The sequence below is a fragment of the Nocardia canadensis genome (genome assembly GCF_032656385.1).
In the GTDB taxonomy this organism is placed as follows: domain Bacteria; phylum Actinomycetota; class Actinomycetes; order Mycobacteriales; family Mycobacteriaceae; genus Nocardia; species Nocardia canadensis.
Map to the genome: position 1 here is coordinate 535,599 of NZ_JAVCWB010000010.1, position 17,141 is coordinate 552,739.

The window sequence follows — 17,141 nt, forward strand, 5'->3', positions numbered from 1 at the left end:
CGCGCAGTGGGTGGTGGGGAGGATTCGGTGGTGAAGTCGACCGGAAAGGCGGCTGCCTGTCGCAGGCTGCTGCAGTGTGTGGTGCTGGCATCGGCCGCGCTGTCCGCCTCGTGTGCCCTGCCGGGTACCCCGACCGCCGTGAGCGCGCCCACGGTCACGGTGAACAGCGAAGACGCCTGGCACCCCGGCCTGTCCATCATGCTGCCCGATTCGCTGGCCGCGGAGTTCACCCAGCTGCAGGCGCAACTGCCGGGCCAGGTCGGCATGGCGCTGATGCCGGTCGGCGGCGGCCGGATGACGATCTACGGCGACTGGACCACCGGCATCGCCTGGTCGACGATCAAGGTCCCGTTGGCGGTGGCCGCGCTGCGCCACGATCAGGACGAGTCCATCTTCGAGATGGTGCAGGCCGCGATCACGGTGTCGGACAACGACGCCGCCGAGGGCCTGTGGCAATCCCTGGGCGACGGCGAGGAAGCCGCCGAGGCCGTGCAGGAGGTCCTCGACGAGGCGGGCGACATCTCCACCGGCAAGGAGAATCTGCGCACCGAACTCGACTACACGTCCTTCGGCGGCACCGAATGGTCGCTGGCCAATCAGGTCCGCTTCGCCTCGCGCCTGCCCTGCCTGCCGCACACCGAGCTGGTCCGGCAGCTGATGGGCGAGATCACCCCCGAGCAGGGCTGGGGGCTGGGTCAGCTCGACGGCACCGAGTTCAAGGGTGGCTGGGGCCCCGACGACGACACCGGCGTCTACACGGTGCGCCAGTTCGGGCTGGTGCCGGTCGGCAGCGGCCTGCTGGCGGTCGCTCTTGCCGCGCAAGCGGATTCGGGCACCTTCGACGACACCACCGCGCTGCTGGACCGGATGGCGCTGCTGCTGTCGCGGCACCTGCCGGAGCTGCGCGGCGGCGTCTGCCCGCGCTGAGCGCACCGGCTCAGCCGGGGACGACCAGGCCGGATTCATAGGCCAGCACCACCGCCTGCGCCCGGTCGCGCAGGCCGAGCTTCGAGAAGACCTTGGAGACATGGGTTTTCACGGTCTGCTCGGCGACGAACAGCGCCTCGGCGATCTCGGTGTTGGACAGGCCCTTGGCCACCAGCTCGAGCACTTCGCGTTCGCGCGGGGTCAGCGAGGTGAGCGCGGGGGCGGCGGGCGTGCGCACGGTGTTGCGCCTGCGGGTGACATCGGCGATCAGGCGACGGGTGATGGTCGGCGCGAGCAGCGCCTCACCGTCGGCGACGACGCGGACCGCGCGCACCAGTTCCTCGGCGGGCGCGTCCTTGAGCAGGAACCCGCTCGCGCCCAAGCTCAGCGCCTCGTAGACGTAGTCGTCGATGTCGAAGGTGGTCAGCATCAGCACCCGCACCGGCGGATCGAAGCCGGCGGCGAGGATGGCCCGGGCGGCGTCGAGACCGTTCATCTCCGGCATGCGCACATCCATGAGCACCACGTCGGGGCGCAACCGCTTGGCCTCGGCCACCGCGACCCGGCCATCCGGCGCGTCACCGATGACGCTGATGTCGGGCTGGGCGGCCAGCAGCGCGCCGAAACCCTGCCGCACCATCGCCTGGTCGTCGGCGATCAAAACGGTAATAGCCACTCGACCACCCTAATGGGCGTGCGGACGAGGCGAAGAGGCCTACGGTGTGGGCAGTTTCGCCGAGACCTCGAACCCGCCGTCCGGAGTGGGTCCGGCCGCCAGCTCGCCGCCGACCGCCTCGACCCTGGTCCGCATGCCGTCGATCCCGTGTCCGCCGCCCGCGCCGGGCCCGCCGACGGCCGCCGCGGCCGCGTTGCGCACGGTCACCATCACCATCCCGGGATCGACCGCGACGGCGACGTGCACCGGCGCGCCCGGCGCGTGCCTGGCCGAGTTCGCCATCGACTCCTGCACCACCCGGTAGACGGTCAGCCCGGTCGTCTCCGGCACCGCCGCCAGCTCACCGCGCACACTCCACTCGACCGGCAGACCCGCCCGCTGGGCCGAGGCGCACAGCTCGGGCACGTCGGCCGCACGCGGCTGCGGCGCGTGCTCGGGCAGCTGACCGTCGCTGCGCAGCACCCCGAGCAGCCCGCGGATCTCGTTGAGCGCGGTGCGCGCGGTGGCGCCGATGGACTCGAATTCCGCGCGCGCGGCCGCGTCGAGATCGTCGATCCGGTAGGGCGCGGTCTGCGCCTGCACCACCACCATGGACATGTGATGGGCGACCACGTCGTGCAGGTCACGGGCGATGCGCGCCTTCTCCTCGAGGATCGCCCTGCGCGCGCGTTCGAGCTCGGTGACCTCTTCCTGGCGCTCCAGCTTGCGGCGCGAGGCGACCACGGTGCGCAGCAGGTACCCGAACAGCGCGAGCGCGCCGAAGCCGACCACCCAGCCCCACAGCGGCCCGTCGGCGGATCCGGGCATGGTGGTGGCGAACAGCATCGACTGGGCCGCCCAGGCCACCACGATGATCGGTACCGCCGCCCGCAGCGCCACCGCGAACAGCAGCACGAACAGCACGATGACGTGCACGACCTGGAACGGCAGGTCGTTGTCGGGCAGCGGCGTCATGGCGATCGAGAACAGCAGCGCCGCGCCCGCCGAGATCGCCCAGCCCAGGGCCGGGTTGACCCGCACGAACAGGATCGGGAACACCGCCATCGCCGCCAGCAGCGGGGCCAGGCCCGCGGGCACGTCGTGGGTGACGAACAGGGTGGGCCAGGCCACGCTGTACAGGACCAGCGCGACCGCGACCGTCGCGAGGTCGAACCACGTGCGAGCGGTGATGCGGCGCGCGACGGGGCGCAGTTGTCCGGGCATGGCTCGAGCCTACGAACCGTCCGGTCAGCGGACCTCATACCCACGAACGATTTCGGACCCCCTACCCTGGTGTGACCCCGGCGCCGGGTCACCCGCCCGCGCGCCCCGAGAACCGGTCCACAGCGGGATGCCCGCCACCGGACCCGCTCCTTATCGTCGGAGGCCATGAACACCCCGCTTCGCCAGGTACCCGCCGCTCGCCGTGCCCGTACCGCCGTCTCCGCCGCCTCGTCGAACACCGGTACCCCGGCCGAAGCCGCGCATCGCCGCCGCAGCGGTGTCGCCCTGTGTACCGCGGGCCTGGCCATGGCCGCCGCCGTCGTCATGTCCGCGCCCGGCGCCATGGGCACCACGCCCGGTGGCGGCACCGAGAACGCGGCCGCGGCCGCGGTGGTGCGCGCGCTCACCGACGACGACCCCGACGCCACCGCGCTGATCCCGCGCGACTTCGGCTACAAGTTCGGCTACGACCCGGCCCAGCAGGACGGCCTGCTGGTCAACCCGAACGGTAGCTGCTCGTCCCCGGTGACGCTGCCCGCCGAGTTCGGCCCCGCCTGCAAGGCCCACGACCTGGGCTACGACATGCTGCGCTACGCCGAACGGGTCGACGAGCCGCTGGGCCCGTGGGCGCGGCGCGCGGTGGACGCGGCGCTGAACCGGCGCATCCACACGGCCTGCGAGTCGCGCGACGACGAGTTCTCCCGGGCCCGCTGCGGGGTGATGGCCGATATCGCCTTCACCGCGGTCGACGTGAACTCGCGCAGGCAGGAGTACGGCGCCCCGGTGGTGGAGAACGTCTTCGCCACGACCGACCCGGCCGACCGCCCGAACCTGTGGCCGCTGGCCCGGACCGTGCTCGGCCTGTTCGCGGTGACGGCGGCCTCGGCGGTGATCATCGACGCCCTGCGCAAGCGCAGGCGGCGGCTGGTCTGACCCGGTTGCCGAAAACTAGAACATGTCCTAGTTTTTCCGCATGGCCCTCACTATCGACGAAACGATCGAGATCGACGCCCCCGCCGAGACGGTGTGGCGGGTGCTCACCGATTTCGACCGCTACGGCGAATGGAACACCTTCTGCTACGAGGCGGCGACCACGCTGGAACCCGGCTCGCCCATCGACATGCGGGTGCAACTCGGCCCCAACCGGCGCCCGCAGCGGGAGTGGATCCGCAGCCACACCCCGGGCACCGAGTTCAGCTACACGATGAAGCCGGTGCCGCTGGGCGCCCTGCACAGCCTGCGCTCGCACACCGTGGTCGCGCTCGGCCCCAACCGCACCCGCTACGAGTCGCGGTTCACCCTGGCCGGCTGGCTCAGCCCCGTCGTCGAACTCGCCCTCGGCAAGCATCTGCGCGCCGGTTTCGCCGCGATGACCGCCGGCGTCGGCAAGCGCGCGACCGAAATCTGAAAAACGGGGTGCGCCAGGCCGATTCGGCCCAGCGCACCCCGCTCGGTTCCGACGCTAGAGGCCCGCGGGCGCGGGCAGCGCGCCGCGCGCCGCCTCGTAGGCCGCGCCCACCCGGTACAGGCGATCGTCGGCCAGCGCGGGGGCCATGATCTGCAGGCCCACCGGCAGGTTGTCGTCGGCCGACAGGCCCGACGGCACCGACATGCCGCAGTGCCCGGCCAGGTTGGTCGGCAGCGTGCACAGGTCCGACAGGTACATGGCCAGCGGGTCGTCGACCTTCTCGCCCAGCTTCCACGGGGTGAACGGGCTGGTCGGCGAGACCAGCACGTCGACCTGCTCGTAGGCGGCGTCGAAGTCGCGCGCGATCATCGTGCGGACCTTGAGCGCCTGACCGTAGTAGGCGTCGTAGTAGCCGGCCGAGAGCGCGTAGGTGCCGATGATGATGCGGCGCTTCACCTCGGGACCGAAACCGGCCTCGCGGGTCAGCGACATCACCTGGTCGGCGCTGTGGCTGCCGTCGTCACCGACGCGCAGGCCGTAGCGCATGGCGTCGAAGCGCGCCAGGTTCGACGACACCTCCGACGGCATCACCAGGTAGTACGACGACAGCGCGTATTCGAAGTTCGGGCACGACACCTCGATCACCTCGGCGCCCAGTTCCTTCAGCACCGCGACCGCGGCGTCGAAGGAAGCGAGCACGCCGGGCTGGTAACTGTCGGAATGCAATTCGCGGACCACGCCGACGCGCACGCCGGTCAGGTCGCCGTTGGCGCCCTGCTCGGCCGCGGCGACCACCGGGGCCACCGGCACGTCACGGGAGGTGGAGTCACGCGGGTCGTAGCCGGCGATCACCTCGTGCAGCAGCGCGGTGTCGAGCACCGTGCGACCGCACGGACCGCCCTGGTCCAGCGACGACGCGCAGGCGACCAGGCCGTAGCGCGAGACGGTGCCGTAGGTGGGCTTCACGCCGACCGTCGCGGTGACCGCGGCGGGCTGACGGATGGAGCCGCCGGTGTCGGTGCCGATCGCCAGCGGCGCCTGGAACGAGGCCAGCGCCGCCGCCGAACCTCCGCCGGAACCACCCGGGATGCGGGTGGTGTCCCACGGGTTGCGGGTCGGGCCGTAGGCCGAGTTCTCGGTGGAGGAGCCCATCGCGAACTCGTCCATGTTGGTCTTGCCCAGGATCGGGATGCCCGCGGCGCGCAGCCGCGAGGTGACCGTCGCGTCGTAGGGCGACATCCACCCCTCCAGCACCTTCGAGGCGCAGGTGGTCGGCATGTCCGTGGTGGTGAAAACGTCCTTGAGCGCCAACGGAACTCCCGCCAGCGGCGAGGCGGGCGTCTCGCCGGCGGCCAGCGCGGCGTCGACCACGGCGGCCGCGGCCAGCGCCTCGTCCCCCGCGACGTGCAGGAACGCGTTGAGCTCACCGTCGACCGCGGCGATCCGATCCAGGTGCGCGCGGGTGACCTCGGTGGAGGACACCTCGCCGCCGTGGATCTTGGCCGCCAGCTCGGCGGCCGACAGCTGGGTCAACTCGCTCATTCGCCCTCTCCCAGGATCTGCGGGACCAGGAAACGCTGTTCTTCCACGGCGGGCGCCTGGTCCAGCGCCTGCTCGGGAGTCAGACCGGGCACGACCACATCGGGCCTGGTCACATTGGTCGTCGGGTTCGGCGACGCGGTGGCGGGGACGTCGGCGGCGACCTCGGAGATGGTCCGCACGTGGCTGAGGATCGAATCCAGCTGACCGGCGAACTGGTCGAGTTCGGCGTCGGTCAACGCCAGCCGGGACAGCCGGGCGAGGTGAGCGACCTCGTCACGGGAGATTGCGGGCACCGCGGGACCCCTTTCGGCTTAGGTATGGGAACTAGTTGCCCACAGCCTATCGAGGGCGGGTGACGGGGCCGGACGCACCCGCCTCGCGCGAAAGTTCGCGCATGTCGCGCCCAGGGGCGCATACTTCGACTCGATAGCCCGCGCTCGGGGGTGTAAGTATTGCGTCACCGGGTATTCGTGTCGAACAGCCCCGGCCGCCTAGGAAAGGAACGCACGTGTCATACCTGCTCCGCGTGCAACTTCCGGATCGACCGGGAAGCCTCGGCTCCCTGGCACTCGCCCTCGGCGGGGTCGGCGCGGACATCCTCTCGCTCGACGTCGTGGAGCGTGGCGCCGGTTTCGCCATCGACGATCTGGTGGTCGAGGTGCCCACCGGCGCGCTGCCCGACACCCTCATCACCGCCGCGGAGTCCGTGCACGACGTGAGCGTCGACTCGATCCGCCCCTACTCCGGCGTCCTGGACACCCATCGCGAGCTCGAGCTGATCGATCAGGTCGCCAGCGCGCGCGACGATCGCCTGCAGGTGCTCGTCGACGGCGTGCCGCGGGTCCTGCGGGTGGGCTGGTCCACGATCATCGGCATGAGCCCCGGCGGCGCCTACCGCGTGGTCGGCAGCCCGAGTGCCCCTGAGACGCAAGCGGGTTCGGCACCGTGGATGCCACTGGAGAAGCCGTCGTGGCTCGACGGCGAAGCCGACTGGGTACCGCAGATCTGGCGCGACATGGACACCAAGCTGGCCGCCGCCCCGCTGGGCAACACCGGCAAGTCGCTGCTGCTCGGTCGTCCGGGCGGCCCGGACTTCCGCCCGTCGGAAGTGGCGCGGCTGGGCTATCTGGCCGGCATCGTCGCGACCGTGCTCAGCTGAGCGCGAGCCGCATCACATACAGCTGCAGTCCGTCGTGGGTCGACCAATTACGTTCCGGCACACCGACGAACCCCAACCGCTCGTAGATCCGGTGCGCGTCCACCATCGTGCCCATGGTGGTCAGCGCCACCGCCTCGTAGCCGCCGGCACGCGCCTGGTCGATCACGGTGCGCACCAACGCCGTTCCCACGCCGAGGCCACGCGCGTCCTTGGCCACCGCGAGCATCCGGAACTCCAGTTCGCCCGGTAACGCGATCTCCGCGTACGGCGTGCCCGGCTTCGCGACGGTGAGCGACCCGGCGACCTTGCCGTCGTACACGGCGACCAGCACCTCGGCCTCGGCGGCCCGGTGCGCGACGTCGCCCAGCTCCCGGACGTAGCCGTCGTCCTCGTCGACGTAGCCGTCGCCCACATACACCTGCACGGTCAGCGCGGAGATAGCGGCGAATTCCTCGGGGCGGGCGGTCCGGATCCGGAGGCCGCTCCCGGGGGTCTGATGGTCGTTACCCTGCATCCGGGCATGATCCCACCCGGCCCGCTGTGATCTGAAACTCACCCATGTCTCACCGGGATGGTGAGCTCAGGACCCCAGGTAGGACCGCAGACCGGGATGCTGGGCCACCCAGTTGTCGGGGTTGCGCGGCGAGTAGACGACCAGCAGCTGGTCGCCGATCGACGGCCACTGCGCGGCGTCCCAGGCGAAGCGCCGATACACCACCACGCCGGGCACCGACGGGCCGATGAGGGTGCCGGTGATGGTCACGTAGTGCTCGCCGGTCATCGCGGGCAGCGGGCTGACTCCGGTGATGTAGAGCGAGCCCTGTTCCTGGTTCGCGCCCCCGCCGCGGCCGATCCGGTGGGCGGCCACGGCGCCGATCGTCACGACCAGCATCGTCACCATGGCCGCGGCCATCACCACTTCGAGCATGCCGCCCATGGTAGGCCCCGCGGGAATGTCACAGCGGCGTGAGCTCGCTGACGCCCTGTTCCCGGCGCAGCTGCCAGACCGCGGCCCTGGTGCGCTGCGAGCGGCCGTTGCCCCGGTCGATCAGCGCGCGCTGGGCGGTGGTGTAGATCAGTTGCGCGCCACGCGCGTTGGTCTCCGGGTTCTGGAACAGCTGCACGAGCCGGTCGGTCTCCTCCACCGGCAGGCCCGCGCCGAGATCGTCGACCGCGAGCACCTGGCCGGTGTCGAGCGCCTCGAGCATGGCGGGCAGCACCCGCAGCAGCGATCGAGTGGCAGTGGATTCGTCGGCGAGCTCGAACGGCACGTCGATGCCCTCGTGTACCAGGCTCAACCCAGCCCCGCGCCGGTCCACCATCCGTCGGTACAGCGCGTCGCGGGCGGCGCGCAGGGTGCTCAGTTCCCGTTCCAGCAGGATCGGCTCGGCGCCGCCGTGGTCGAGTCGGGCTGCCAGCGCGCCGATCTCGGCGTCGAGGTCGCGCAGATAGTCCGCGTACATCGGATCGTGTTCGGCGACGAGCAGATCCTCGATGCCCAGATCCGCTGTCCGCAACAGCATCAGCAGCCGCGCCGCGTTGTCGGGCGAGCGCGAGATGTGGCTGCCCAGATCGTGCGCGAGCTCCTCGACGCCCGCCTCGCCCTGCTGCACCCGCAGGTTCGCCGCGAACCAGCGATAGGCAGGCACCAGCGCCTCGGCGTACATCTGCCCCGCCAGGCTCAGCAGCAACGCGTTCGGCCGCACCAGCGGCACCAGCGCCGCCACGCCGTAGCGGGCCGCCTCGAACATCGGGCCGATCTTGACCTGGTCACCGTTGCGCTCGAACACGATCCGCTTGCGCGAGCGCGGATGCGTGTACAGCCACTCCGCGATCACATCGGCGTTGTCGAGCCGGAACCCGTAGGTATAGGGCACCCCCTCGGCCACGAACCCCGCCACGAATTCGGTGGGCCGGTCCGCGAATCCGAGATGCGGCCTGCGCACCGGCCCCGCGTAGGGGTCCCACCCGCTCACCGAATGCAACACCGCGTCCCGCATCTGTGCGAGCGCGTCGACCAGGCTCGTCTTCCCCGACGCCGCCACTCCGTACACCGCGGTCACCGGCACCGCGACCGGACTGCCGCCGCCTTTGCTCGACCGCAACTGCTGCGCCTCGGCCAGCGATCGGTGATTGGTCACCTGAAAACTACGCAGCAAGGGTCGTCCGCCTCTCCGAGATCCTTCGCAAGACTAGGCGACGGCGGACCCATGCACGCGGTAGGCGTCGACGACGGCGGGTGTCGGGTCCGTGGCGGATCGGCCGTGGCCGGGCGTGTCCGGCCTGGACGCATTAGCATGCTGGGCACCGCGGCCGCCCGGTCCGCGGGGCTGAGTCGGACGAGGATGGGTGCGCGGGATGGCTGTTCGGATGATGGTTCGCGGAGTTGTCGTCGCCGCGGTGACCGCGGGCGCCGTGGTGCCGGTGGTGCTGAGCGCGCCGAGCGCGGTGGCCGATCCGTGCCCGAACGGGACCGCGCGCGTGTTCCTCGGGAACGAGACGAATTCCTGTCAGGGCGCCGGGTCGGTGTCCTACACCGACGGCCCGGTGTCGAAGGTGTGCTCGATGTCGGGGACGCACGTGGCCGTCGACATCCAGACCAACATCAAGAAGCGGCCGACGCGCCATGTCGAGATCAGCAACGGGCAGTGCTCGAGCTTCGACATGAAGACCCAGATCGGCAACACCGTCACCGTCACGCCGCACTGAGCGCGGACACCGCGGTGATCCGCCGTACCGCGGCGGACCCCGAGCCGGCGGCTACTCGTCCTCGGTGAGCTCCGGCGCGGGGGTGACCGCGGCGGGTCCGAACTCGAGCAGGAGCCGGAAGCCGTCCTCGTCGAGGATGGGGACGCCGAGTTCCTCGGCCTTGGCCGCCTTCGAGCCGGGCGCCTCGCCGATCACCACGAACGCGGTCTTCTTCGAGACCGAGCCCGCCGCCTTGCCGCCGCGCAGCAGGATCGCCTCCTTGGCGCCGTCGCGGGTGAAGGATTGCAGTGAGCCGGTGACGACGATGGACAGGCCGTCGAGAGTGCGCTCGATGGAATCGTCGCGTTCGTCTTCCATCCGTACGCCGGCCGCACGCCACTTGTCGACGATGGCGCGGTGCCAGTCGACGGTGAACCATTCGACGACGGCGGCCGCGATGGTCGGGCCGACACCGTCGGTGGCCGCGAGTTCCTCCCCGGTCGCCGCCTCGATGCGGTCCAGGCTCCCGAATTCGGCGGCCAGCGCGCGGGCCGCGGTCGGGCCGACGTGCCGGATCGACAGTGCGACCAGTACGCGCCACAGCGGCGTGTCCTTGGCCCCGTTCAGATTCTCCAGCAGGCGCGCGCCGTTGGCGGACAGCGTCCCGTCCTGTTTGGTGAACAGCGGAACCCCGAGCAGGGCCTGCTCGTCGAGGGTGAACACATCGCCCTCGTCGGTGATGGCACCCGAGGTGAGCAGCGCGTTGGCGGCCTCGTAGCCGAGGGCTTCGATGTCGAAGGCGCCGCGGCCGGCCAGGTGGAAGACGCGTTCGCGCAGCTGTGCCGGGCAGTGCCGCTGATTGGGGCAGCGGATGTCGGCGTCGCCCTCCTTGGCCGGAGCGAGTTCGGTGCCGCAGGCCGGGCAGTGGGTCGGCATCACGAACTCGCGTTCGTCGCCGGTGCGGGCGTCGACGACCGGGCCGAGGACCTCGGGGATCACATCGCCGGCCTTGCGGATGGTGACGGTGTCGCCGATCAGCACGCCCTTGCGCTTCACCTCGGAGGCGTTGTGCAGGGTGGCCATGGCGACGGTCGAGCCGGCGATGGAGACCGGGGCCATCACCGCGAACGGGGTGACCCGGCCGGTGCGCCCGACGTTGACCTCGATGTCGAGCAGCGTGGTCGTGGCCTCTTCGGGCGGGTACTTGTAGGCGATGGCCCAGCGCGGGGCGCGGGAGGTGGAGCCGAGGCGGCGCTGCAACGCCGTCTCGTCGATCTTGATCACCTGGCCGTCGATCTCGTGTTCGATGTCGTGGCGGTGCTCGCCCCAGTAGGCGACCCGCTCGATGACCGCGTCGATGCCCTCGACCAGGCGGGTGTGCTCGGAGACCGGCAGGCCCCAGGCCGCCAGCGCCCGATAGGCCTCGTGCTGGGACGCGGGCCGGTAGCCCTCGATGCGGCCGAAGCCGTGACAGATCATCCGCAGCCTGCGCTGCGCGGTGATTGCCGGGTTCTTCTGGCGCAGTGAGCCGGCGGCGGTGTTGCGCGGGTTCGCGTACGGCGGTTTGCCATCGGCGACGATCTGGGCGTTGAGGGTCTCGAAATCCGCGAGCCGGAAATAGACCTCGCCGCGCACCTCCAGCAGCTCCGGGATCGGGAAGTCCGCGCTGGGGGTGAGTTCGGCGGGGATGTCCTCGATGGTGCGCGCGTTGAGGGTGACGTCCTCGCCGGTGCGGCCGTCGCCGCGGGTCGCGCCGCGCACCAGTCTGCCGTTCTCGTACACCAGGTTCAGCGCGACGCCGTCGATCTTGACCTCGCACAGGTAGTGCAGGCCGGGCCCGGTCTCGGCTTCCACCCGGCTCGCCCAGGCGCGCAGCTCGTCGTAGTCGAAGACGTTGTCGAGCGAGAGCATCCGTTCGAGATGGTCGACCGCGGTGAACTCGGTGGCGAAACCGCCGCCCACGAGCTGGGTCGGCGAATCGGGCGTGCGCAGATCGGGATGCGCGTCCTCGAGCTCCTGCAACTGCCGCAGCAGGGTGTCGAACTCACCGTCGGAGATGATCGGCGCGTCACGCACGTAGTAGCGGAACTGGTGCTCACGCACTTCGTCCGCCAGCCGCTGCCACTGCACCCGCTGCTCGGGGGTCGCGCCCACCGGCTCGGCGCCCACGGAAACCACGCTGTCGCTGTCACTCACCCGTCGAAGAGTAGTCGAGCCCACCGTCACTTCCGGCCATCGTTCCCGCACGTCGCGGGCTCATTCCGGGGCGATCACCGGCAGACGGACACGCGATCCCCGCGCGTGCCGGCCCGCGACTCAGTCGAGCGAGATCGACTCCGGTTCCTCGGCGAAGGCGCGGGCGACCTCACCGGTGAGGGTGAGGGCCGTGCGAGCCCAGGGCAGCGGTGCGCCGGCCAGGCCGCACGCGGGGGTGACCAGGATCTGCTCGGCCAGCACCCGCCGCGCGAAACCGAGCCGGTCGATCAAGCGGACGCCGGGTTCGGCGATAGTGCGCCAGGTGGGTGGCGCCGCCGGGGCCGTGGTCGGGGTCAGGCCCAGGGCGATCTTCTTGCCGGAGTCGAGGATCTCGCCGAGGGCGTCGAGATCGGTCGTGGTGATCGTGGCCGCGTCGAAGGAGATCGCGGCGGCGGCGGTGCGGCCCAGCGTGGTGAGAGCGGGCCGGGCGGCGCAGGTGTGCACCAGCACCGGCGCGGACTGCGCGGCGATCACCGTATCGAGGATGTGCAGCGCCTCGGGTTCGGGCAGGGCGCGGATGGTGTTGAGGATGCTGGGGCCCCGCAGGGAGCCGTCGAGCACCGTGGTGAGCCGGGGCTCGTCGAGCTGGACGACCACCTGGGCCCCGAGCCTGCGGGCGACCTCGGCGGCGTGCCGGGCCAGCCCTTCGGCAAGCGACTCCGAAAGATCACGCACCGCACCGGAATCGGTGAGGATGCGGTGCCCGCCGGGCAGCTCGACCTCGGCGGCGAGGGTGAGCGGGCCCGCCGACTGGATCTTCACCACGCGGCCCGCGCCGACCAGACCCGCTGTCTCCCAGGCCTCTTCGATGGCGTCGAGATCTTCGTGCAGCAGATCCCTGGCGCGGCGCGACACCGCGCCTGGACGGGCGGCCAGGCGATAGCCGCGGGTGGTGGAATCGAAGCGCAGGTCGACGAGCAGTGCCGAGACCCGGCCGATCATGTCGGCGCCGACCCCGCGATCGGGCAGCTCGACCAGGTGCGGGAGATCGGGGAGTTCGCCGATGATCGTCGCGGCCGCTTCGCGCGGATCGGTGCCGGGCCACGAGCCGATGGCTGTGGCGGTGCCGCCGGACAGCGGGACGACCGGCTCCGGTGCGGCGGTCTCCTGCGAGTTCTCGCTGCGCCACAATGTCACGCGCTCAACACCTTTCGATTCATCGAACGCCGTCGCCACCGAGCCGGTGCGAACATCACGCGCCACGGACCGCACCGCACCGATTCGTGCGACGCACGGACCGCCGGTCACCATCCTGCCCCGCGCCACCGCGACGACGGCTGTCGGCCCCGAGGACCCCTACTCACCGAGACGACCGCGTCCCGGCGCGGCACGCGGCGATCAGACCGAAGCGTCGGCCGCGTCCGCCGCGACACCGGCACGGTCGGTGCCGTTGATGGTGCCGCTGCCGACCACGGTGTCCCCGCCTTCGGCATCGGGTAGATACAGCACGATCGCCTGGCCCTTGGCGACACCGGTGAGCGGTTCACGCAGGCGGGCGACGAAACCGTCGCCCTCGGGGGTGACGACAGCGGGCGCGGTGCCACCGTGCGCACGCACCTGCACGACGCACTCGACCGGCGCGTCCGGCCGCACGCCGGAAGTCCAGACGGCGCGATCGGCGGTGACGACGTCCACCTGGAGGTCCGCCACCGACCCCACCCTGACCGTGCCGGAATCGGGATCGATGCCGGTGACATAGCGGGGCTTGCCGTCGGCGGCGGTGTGGGTCAGGCCCAGGCCCTTGCGCTGGCCGACGGTGAAGCCGTGCACGCCTTCGTGCTCGCCCAGGACGGTGCCGTCGGAGTCGACGAGCGCGCCAGGCCGGATGCCGATCTTGGCGCCGAGGAAGGCGCGGGTGTCGCCGGAGGGGATGAAGCAGATGTCGTGGCTGTCGGGCTTGTCGGCCACGGCCAGGCCGCGCTCGGCGGCTTCCTCGCGGATCCGCGGCTTCGGGGTGTCCCCGACCGGGAACATCGCGCGCGACAGCTGTTCGGCGGTGAGGACCGCGAGCACGTAGGACTGGTCCTTGTCGGCGTCGACCGCGCGGCGCAGCACGCCGTCGTCGAGCCGGGCGTAGTGCCCGGTGACCACGGCGTCGAAGCCCAGCGCCTGCGCGCGGTCGGCCAGGGCGGAGAACTTGATCTTCTCGTTGCAGCGCAGGCACGGGTTGGGGGTCTCGCCCGCGGCGTAGGCGGCGACGAAGTCGTCGATCACGTCCTCTTTGAAGCGGTCGGCGAAGTCCCAGACGTAGAACGGGATGCCGAGCACGTCGGCGGCGCGACGCGCGTCACCGGCGTCCTCCTTGGAGCAGCAACCGCGCGATCCGGTGCGCAGCGTGCCCGGCGTCGCGGACAACGCCAGGTGCACCCCGACCACCTCGTGGCCGGCGTCGACGGCCCGCGCCGCGGCCACCGCCGAATCGACGCCACCACTCATCGCGGCGAGTACTCGCATCAGGCACCTCCTCTAGCGCCGGCCAGGCCCGCGGCTCTGGCCCGTTCGATGACCTGCGGCAGAACGGTCAACAATGTCTCGATATCGGCCCCGGTCGAGGTGTGACCGAGCGAGAACCGCAGCGAACTGCGGGCCTGCCAGGGCTCGACGCCCATCGCGATCAGCACGTGACTGGGTGAGGCCACGCCCGCGTTGCAGGCCGACCCGGTGGAGCATTCGACGCCGGCGGCGTCGAGCAGCATGAGCAGCGAGTCGCCCTCGCAGCCGGGGAAGGTGAAGTGGGCGTTGCCGGGCAGGCGGCGCTCGCCGGCCGGTCCGTTGAGGACCGCCTCGGGCGCCACGTCCCGCACGCCCGCGATCAGCTGTTCGCGCAGCGCGCGCAGGTGCTCGGCGCGGGCGGGCAGCTCACCCACCGCGTCGCGCAGCGCCGCGGCCAAGCCGACCGCCGCGGCCACGTCGGAGGTGCCCGAGCGCAGGTCGCGTTCGTGGCCACCGCCGTGGACCAGTGGCACACAGGGCACCTGCCTGCCGAGCAGCAGCACGCCGATGCCGTGCGGGCCACCGACCTTGTGTCCGGCGACACTGAGCGCGGCCAGGCCGCTCGCGCCGAAATCGACGGGGATCTGGGCCACCGCCTGGATCGCGTCGCTGTGCATCGGGACGCCGAATTCCTCGGCGACAGCTGCCAATTCGGTGATCGGCTGGATCGTGCCGACCTCGTTGTTGGCCCACATGACGCTGACCAGCGCGACCTCGTCGGCGTACTCGGCGAGCACCTCGCGCAGCGCCTGCGGCGACACCACGCCCTCGGCGTCCACGGGCAGCCAGCTGACCCGCGCGCCCTCGTGCTTCTCCAGCCACTCGACCGCGTCGAGGACCGCGTGATGCTCGACGGAGCTGGTGACGATCCTGGTGCGCCGCGGATCGCCCGCCCTGCGCCCCCAGAAGATGCCCTTGAGGGCCAGATTGTCGCTCTCGGTCCCCCCGGAGGTGAAGATCACCTCGGACGGCCGGGCACCGAGCTCGGCCGCGATCGACTCGCGCGCCTCCTCCAGCGCCCGCCGCGCGGCCCGGCCCGATCCGTGCAGCGACGAGGCATTACCCACCGTCGTCAGCGCGGCCGTCATCGCCTCGACGGCGGCCGACAGCATGGGAGTGGTGGCCGCGTGGTCGAGGTAGACCGTCTTGGGCGCACCGTTGACCGGACCCGTGTAAGCCGACTTCATGACCGACAAAGCCTATACCACCGCTGACCTGGTCATCTCCGGGGTCCACCCCTGCTTTCTACGATTTTTCTACGATTTACCCAGGATTTTCAACACGTGTATCACCTATCTGTATTCCTGGATCGGTGACGAGATCGCGGTGAGACGGCCGAGCAGGGTAGGCCAAGCAGGGTGCGGATCCGGGGTCGCACGACGAACCGGATGACACACGAGGCAGGGCTCGAGACGCACAAGACTCGGCAGACGCACCCCGGACGGATCGGCGACCACACGCGACAGGGCGTCGCCTGGACCACCAGAAGAGATGCGTCACCCGGCGGCCGGACGTCCGACGCGGGACCACTGCGCCCGGACACTGGCCGCTGACGTCGCCGCTGTCCGACCGGGAACAGGGATCCAGCATCGTTGGTACCCGGGTTCGAGCGGTGCTTGGACGTCACGTGCTCGAGTGTGGTCCGGCCGCCGTCGACCCCGTCGTGCGGATCGTGCAGCTGGACCGGGTGGGCTACACCCTGCCGTTGCGCGCCAGCACCGTTGCTGGCGATTGACATCGTCGATCGCGGGAGACTTTGGCTTGAGGTGTGCTGTGCGCCATGATCAAACCAGCGCGGACCGCGCTGGGTAAGTGCTTGCGGCCACGGTTGACCCGACTTACTCAGTCCGGAGGCTGCTTGGGGGGCGGTAGGTCGATCGCGGGACCATAGTCCAGCTTCCACTGACTCAACGCCACGTCATACTCTTCCCTGCGTCGCTCATACTCCTGCTCCAGACGGTACTGCTCAAACTTTTGCCGCATGAGCACCCGCACGTTCTGCGGGACCTTGGCGGCATCCCACATCACGGTCACAACTTCGTCGACCATCTTCGGGTTTGCTGCGACCTTTTGGGCGTCCGGTTTGCCGTCAGTTCGGTAAGCAGCAGGAACTCTGGAAAGCCAGGTAACCAGGGCCGACGTGGTCGCCTTATGTTGGTCCACGGGAAGCGATACTGCTGGCGCGCGACCTTCGCGATACTTCCACACAAGATGCTGGGCAAGTACGGACGGAACCCCGTGGTGGCCTTCAACTTTAGTCCATTCGGCAACGGGGATGTTGCTGTCGGCCCGAGGGCGATGCCGATTGGGTGCGAGTTCCTCGTAACGGGCAACCTCATAGCCCAGAATGGGGCTGCCATCAGGGCGCGCCCCGACAATGAATGGACCTTCCCCGAGAGGAGTCTCCACTGTCGTATGAAGGATCTTCGGCGGCTCCCACCGCAACCCTGGAACGGGTGGCGGCGCCCCATTTCGAACATAACCCCGCACGTCGAATTTCGGCGGCTCCGGGCGCGCGGGCACCATTCTAGGGAGGCCCCCACGATAGCCGGTGGCTCGCCGCGGCACCCTCTGCGCCAACCGTTGCATCCATCCTGGCCGATTAGTTCTGGCACCCGCCGACAGCGCTGCGAAAAGGGCTGGCTGGCCAGCGTCTGATCCTGGTGAGGTCCAAGCAGAATCGTCGACTTTGCTGGTCGGTTCGGGTCTTGGTGACTCCTCACCTGTCTGGTTCCATCCGGGGGTTGACCAGGTGTGCGGTGTACCGGAGTTCTGAGCACCCTGCATCC

Annotated in this window: 18 protein-coding genes; 6 read left to right on the top strand and 12 right to left on the bottom strand. The window is 70.5% G+C overall.

Annotated features, from left to right (window positions below):
* Positions 1-30 precede the first annotated feature (30 nt).
* The gene (locus tag Q7X29_RS26105; protein WP_316575652.1) at positions 31-927 is read left to right on the top strand and encodes a serine hydrolase; all 897 of its coding nucleotides are present in this window, start codon (positions 31-33) and stop codon (positions 925-927) included.
* Between the two features lie 10 nt (positions 928-937).
* On the opposite strand, the gene Q7X29_RS26110 is transcribed toward Q7X29_RS26105, so the two are convergent.
* Positions 938-1,603, bottom strand: a complete 666-nt coding sequence (locus Q7X29_RS26110; RefSeq protein WP_218721908.1) for a response regulator — start codon at positions 1,601-1,603, stop codon at positions 938-940.
* Between the two features lie 39 nt (positions 1,604-1,642).
* On the bottom strand, positions 1,643-2,806 hold the full coding sequence (locus Q7X29_RS26115; protein WP_316575653.1) for a sensor histidine kinase: 1,164 nt from the start codon (positions 2,804-2,806) through the stop codon (positions 1,643-1,645).
* 165 nt (positions 2,807-2,971) lie between these two features.
* Between Q7X29_RS26115 and Q7X29_RS26120 the strand changes: the two genes are divergently transcribed.
* Both Q7X29_RS26120 and Q7X29_RS26125 read left to right on the top strand, forming a co-directional pair.
* Positions 2,972-3,739 (top strand): hypothetical protein, encoded by a 768-nt coding sequence (locus Q7X29_RS26120; protein ID WP_218721910.1) that lies wholly within the window; start codon positions 2,972-2,974, stop codon positions 3,737-3,739.
* A gap of 40 nt (positions 3,740-3,779) precedes the next feature.
* A complete protein-coding gene (locus tag Q7X29_RS26125; protein ID WP_218721911.1) occupies positions 3,780-4,214 on the top strand; it encodes an SRPBCC domain-containing protein in 435 nt (144 codons plus the stop codon).
* 54 nt (positions 4,215-4,268) lie between these two features.
* Here the strand turns inward: Q7X29_RS26125 and gatA are convergent, their stop codons facing one another.
* A complete protein-coding gene (gene gatA / locus Q7X29_RS26130) occupies positions 4,269-5,756 on the bottom strand; it encodes an Asp-tRNA(Asn)/Glu-tRNA(Gln) amidotransferase subunit GatA (RefSeq protein WP_218721912.1) in 1,488 nt (495 codons plus the stop codon).
* Positions 5,753-6,049: an Asp-tRNA(Asn)/Glu-tRNA(Gln) amidotransferase subunit GatC gene (gene gatC, locus Q7X29_RS26135; protein ID WP_067493225.1), complete on the bottom strand. Its 297-nt coding sequence runs from the start codon at positions 6,047-6,049 to the stop codon at positions 5,753-5,755. Before gatC ends, gatA begins: the two co-directional genes overlap by 4 nt.
* Positions 6,050-6,264: 215 nt before the next feature.
* On the opposite strand from gatC, the gene Q7X29_RS26140 reads away from it, so the two are divergent.
* The gene (locus Q7X29_RS26140) at positions 6,265-6,915 is read left to right on the top strand and encodes an ACT domain-containing protein (protein WP_218721913.1); all 651 of its coding nucleotides are present in this window, start codon (positions 6,265-6,267) and stop codon (positions 6,913-6,915) included.
* Here Q7X29_RS26140 and Q7X29_RS26145 read toward each other — a convergent pair.
* From Q7X29_RS26145 to Q7X29_RS26155, 3 genes are all read right to left on the bottom strand, one after another.
* On the bottom strand, positions 6,908-7,429 hold the full coding sequence (locus tag Q7X29_RS26145) for a GNAT family N-acetyltransferase (RefSeq protein WP_218721914.1): 522 nt from the start codon (positions 7,427-7,429) through the stop codon (positions 6,908-6,910). The genes Q7X29_RS26140 and Q7X29_RS26145 overlap by 8 nt on opposite strands.
* Before the next feature lie 66 nt (positions 7,430-7,495).
* Positions 7,496-7,843, bottom strand: a complete 348-nt coding sequence (locus Q7X29_RS26150; RefSeq protein WP_308248693.1) for a hypothetical protein — start codon at positions 7,841-7,843, stop codon at positions 7,496-7,498.
* 28 nt (positions 7,844-7,871) lie between these two features.
* Positions 7,872-9,056, bottom strand: a complete 1,185-nt coding sequence (locus Q7X29_RS26155) for an AAA family ATPase (protein WP_308248694.1) — start codon at positions 9,054-9,056, stop codon at positions 7,872-7,874.
* A 217-nt stretch (positions 9,057-9,273) separates the two neighbouring features.
* Here Q7X29_RS26155 and Q7X29_RS26160 point away from each other — a divergent pair, with 217 nt between their 5' ends.
* Positions 9,274-9,624: a hypothetical protein gene (locus tag Q7X29_RS26160; RefSeq protein ID WP_218721917.1), complete on the top strand. Its 351-nt coding sequence runs from the start codon at positions 9,274-9,276 to the stop codon at positions 9,622-9,624.
* A gap of 51 nt (positions 9,625-9,675) precedes the next feature.
* On the opposite strand, the gene ligA is transcribed toward Q7X29_RS26160, so the two are convergent.
* The 4 genes from ligA to Q7X29_RS26180 form a co-directional block, all read right to left on the bottom strand.
* Positions 9,676-11,799, bottom strand: a complete 2,124-nt coding sequence (gene ligA, locus Q7X29_RS26165; RefSeq protein WP_316575654.1) for an NAD-dependent DNA ligase LigA — start codon at positions 11,797-11,799, stop codon at positions 9,676-9,678.
* 120 nt (positions 11,800-11,919) lie between these two features.
* Positions 11,920-12,936, bottom strand: coding sequence for a methionine synthase (locus Q7X29_RS26170; RefSeq protein WP_316576343.1), 1,017 nt, complete (start codon positions 12,934-12,936; stop codon positions 11,920-11,922).
* A gap of 261 nt (positions 12,937-13,197) precedes the next feature.
* A complete protein-coding gene (mnmA, locus tag Q7X29_RS26175) occupies positions 13,198-14,313 on the bottom strand; it encodes a tRNA 2-thiouridine(34) synthase MnmA (protein WP_218721919.1) in 1,116 nt (371 codons plus the stop codon).
* The gene (locus tag Q7X29_RS26180) at positions 14,313-15,539 is read right to left on the bottom strand and encodes a cysteine desulfurase family protein (protein WP_218721920.1); all 1,227 of its coding nucleotides are present in this window, start codon (positions 15,537-15,539) and stop codon (positions 14,313-14,315) included. The genes mnmA and Q7X29_RS26180 overlap by 1 nt, the downstream gene beginning before the upstream one ends.
* A gap of 425 nt (positions 15,540-15,964) precedes the next feature.
* Here Q7X29_RS26180 and Q7X29_RS26185 point away from each other — a divergent pair, with 425 nt between their 5' ends.
* Positions 15,965-16,087, top strand: coding sequence for a hypothetical protein (locus Q7X29_RS26185; protein WP_316575655.1), 123 nt, complete (start codon positions 15,965-15,967; stop codon positions 16,085-16,087).
* A 107-nt stretch (positions 16,088-16,194) separates the two neighbouring features.
* Here the strand turns inward: Q7X29_RS26185 and Q7X29_RS26190 are convergent, their stop codons facing one another.
* Complete coding sequence (locus Q7X29_RS26190) at positions 16,195-16,761, bottom strand: hypothetical protein (RefSeq protein WP_316575656.1); 567 nt, start codon at positions 16,759-16,761, stop codon at positions 16,195-16,197.
* Positions 16,762-17,141 lie beyond the last annotated feature (380 nt).

Bases quoted from the DNA above. Each gene is read 5' to 3' on its own strand.
- Q7X29_RS26160 (WP_218721917.1), top strand. From the start codon at position 9,274: ATGGCTGTTCGGATGATGGTTCGCGGAGTTGTCGTCGCCGCGGTGACC.
- Q7X29_RS26120 (WP_218721910.1), top strand. From the start codon at position 2,972: ATGAACACCCCGCTTCGCCAGGTACCCGCCGCTCGCCGTGCCCGTACC.
- Q7X29_RS26150 (WP_308248693.1), bottom strand. From the start codon at position 7,843: ATGCTCGAAGTGGTGATGGCCGCGGCCATGGTGACGATGCTGGTCGTG.
- Q7X29_RS26145 (WP_218721914.1), bottom strand. From the start codon at position 7,429: ATGCAGGGTAACGACCATCAGACCCCCGGGAGCGGCCTCCGGATCCGG.
- Q7X29_RS26180 (WP_218721920.1), bottom strand. From the start codon at position 15,539: ATGAAGTCGGCTTACACGGGTCCGGTCAACGGTGCGCCCAAGACGGTC.
- Q7X29_RS26125 (WP_218721911.1), top strand. From the start codon at position 3,780: ATGGCCCTCACTATCGACGAAACGATCGAGATCGACGCCCCCGCCGAG.
- gatA (WP_218721912.1), bottom strand. From the start codon at position 5,756: ATGAGCGAGTTGACCCAGCTGTCGGCCGCCGAGCTGGCGGCCAAGATC.
- Q7X29_RS26115 (WP_316575653.1), bottom strand. From the start codon at position 2,806: ATGCCCGGACAACTGCGCCCCGTCGCGCGCCGCATCACCGCTCGCACG.
- mnmA (WP_218721919.1), bottom strand. From the start codon at position 14,313: ATGCGAGTACTCGCCGCGATGAGTGGTGGCGTCGATTCGGCGGTGGCC.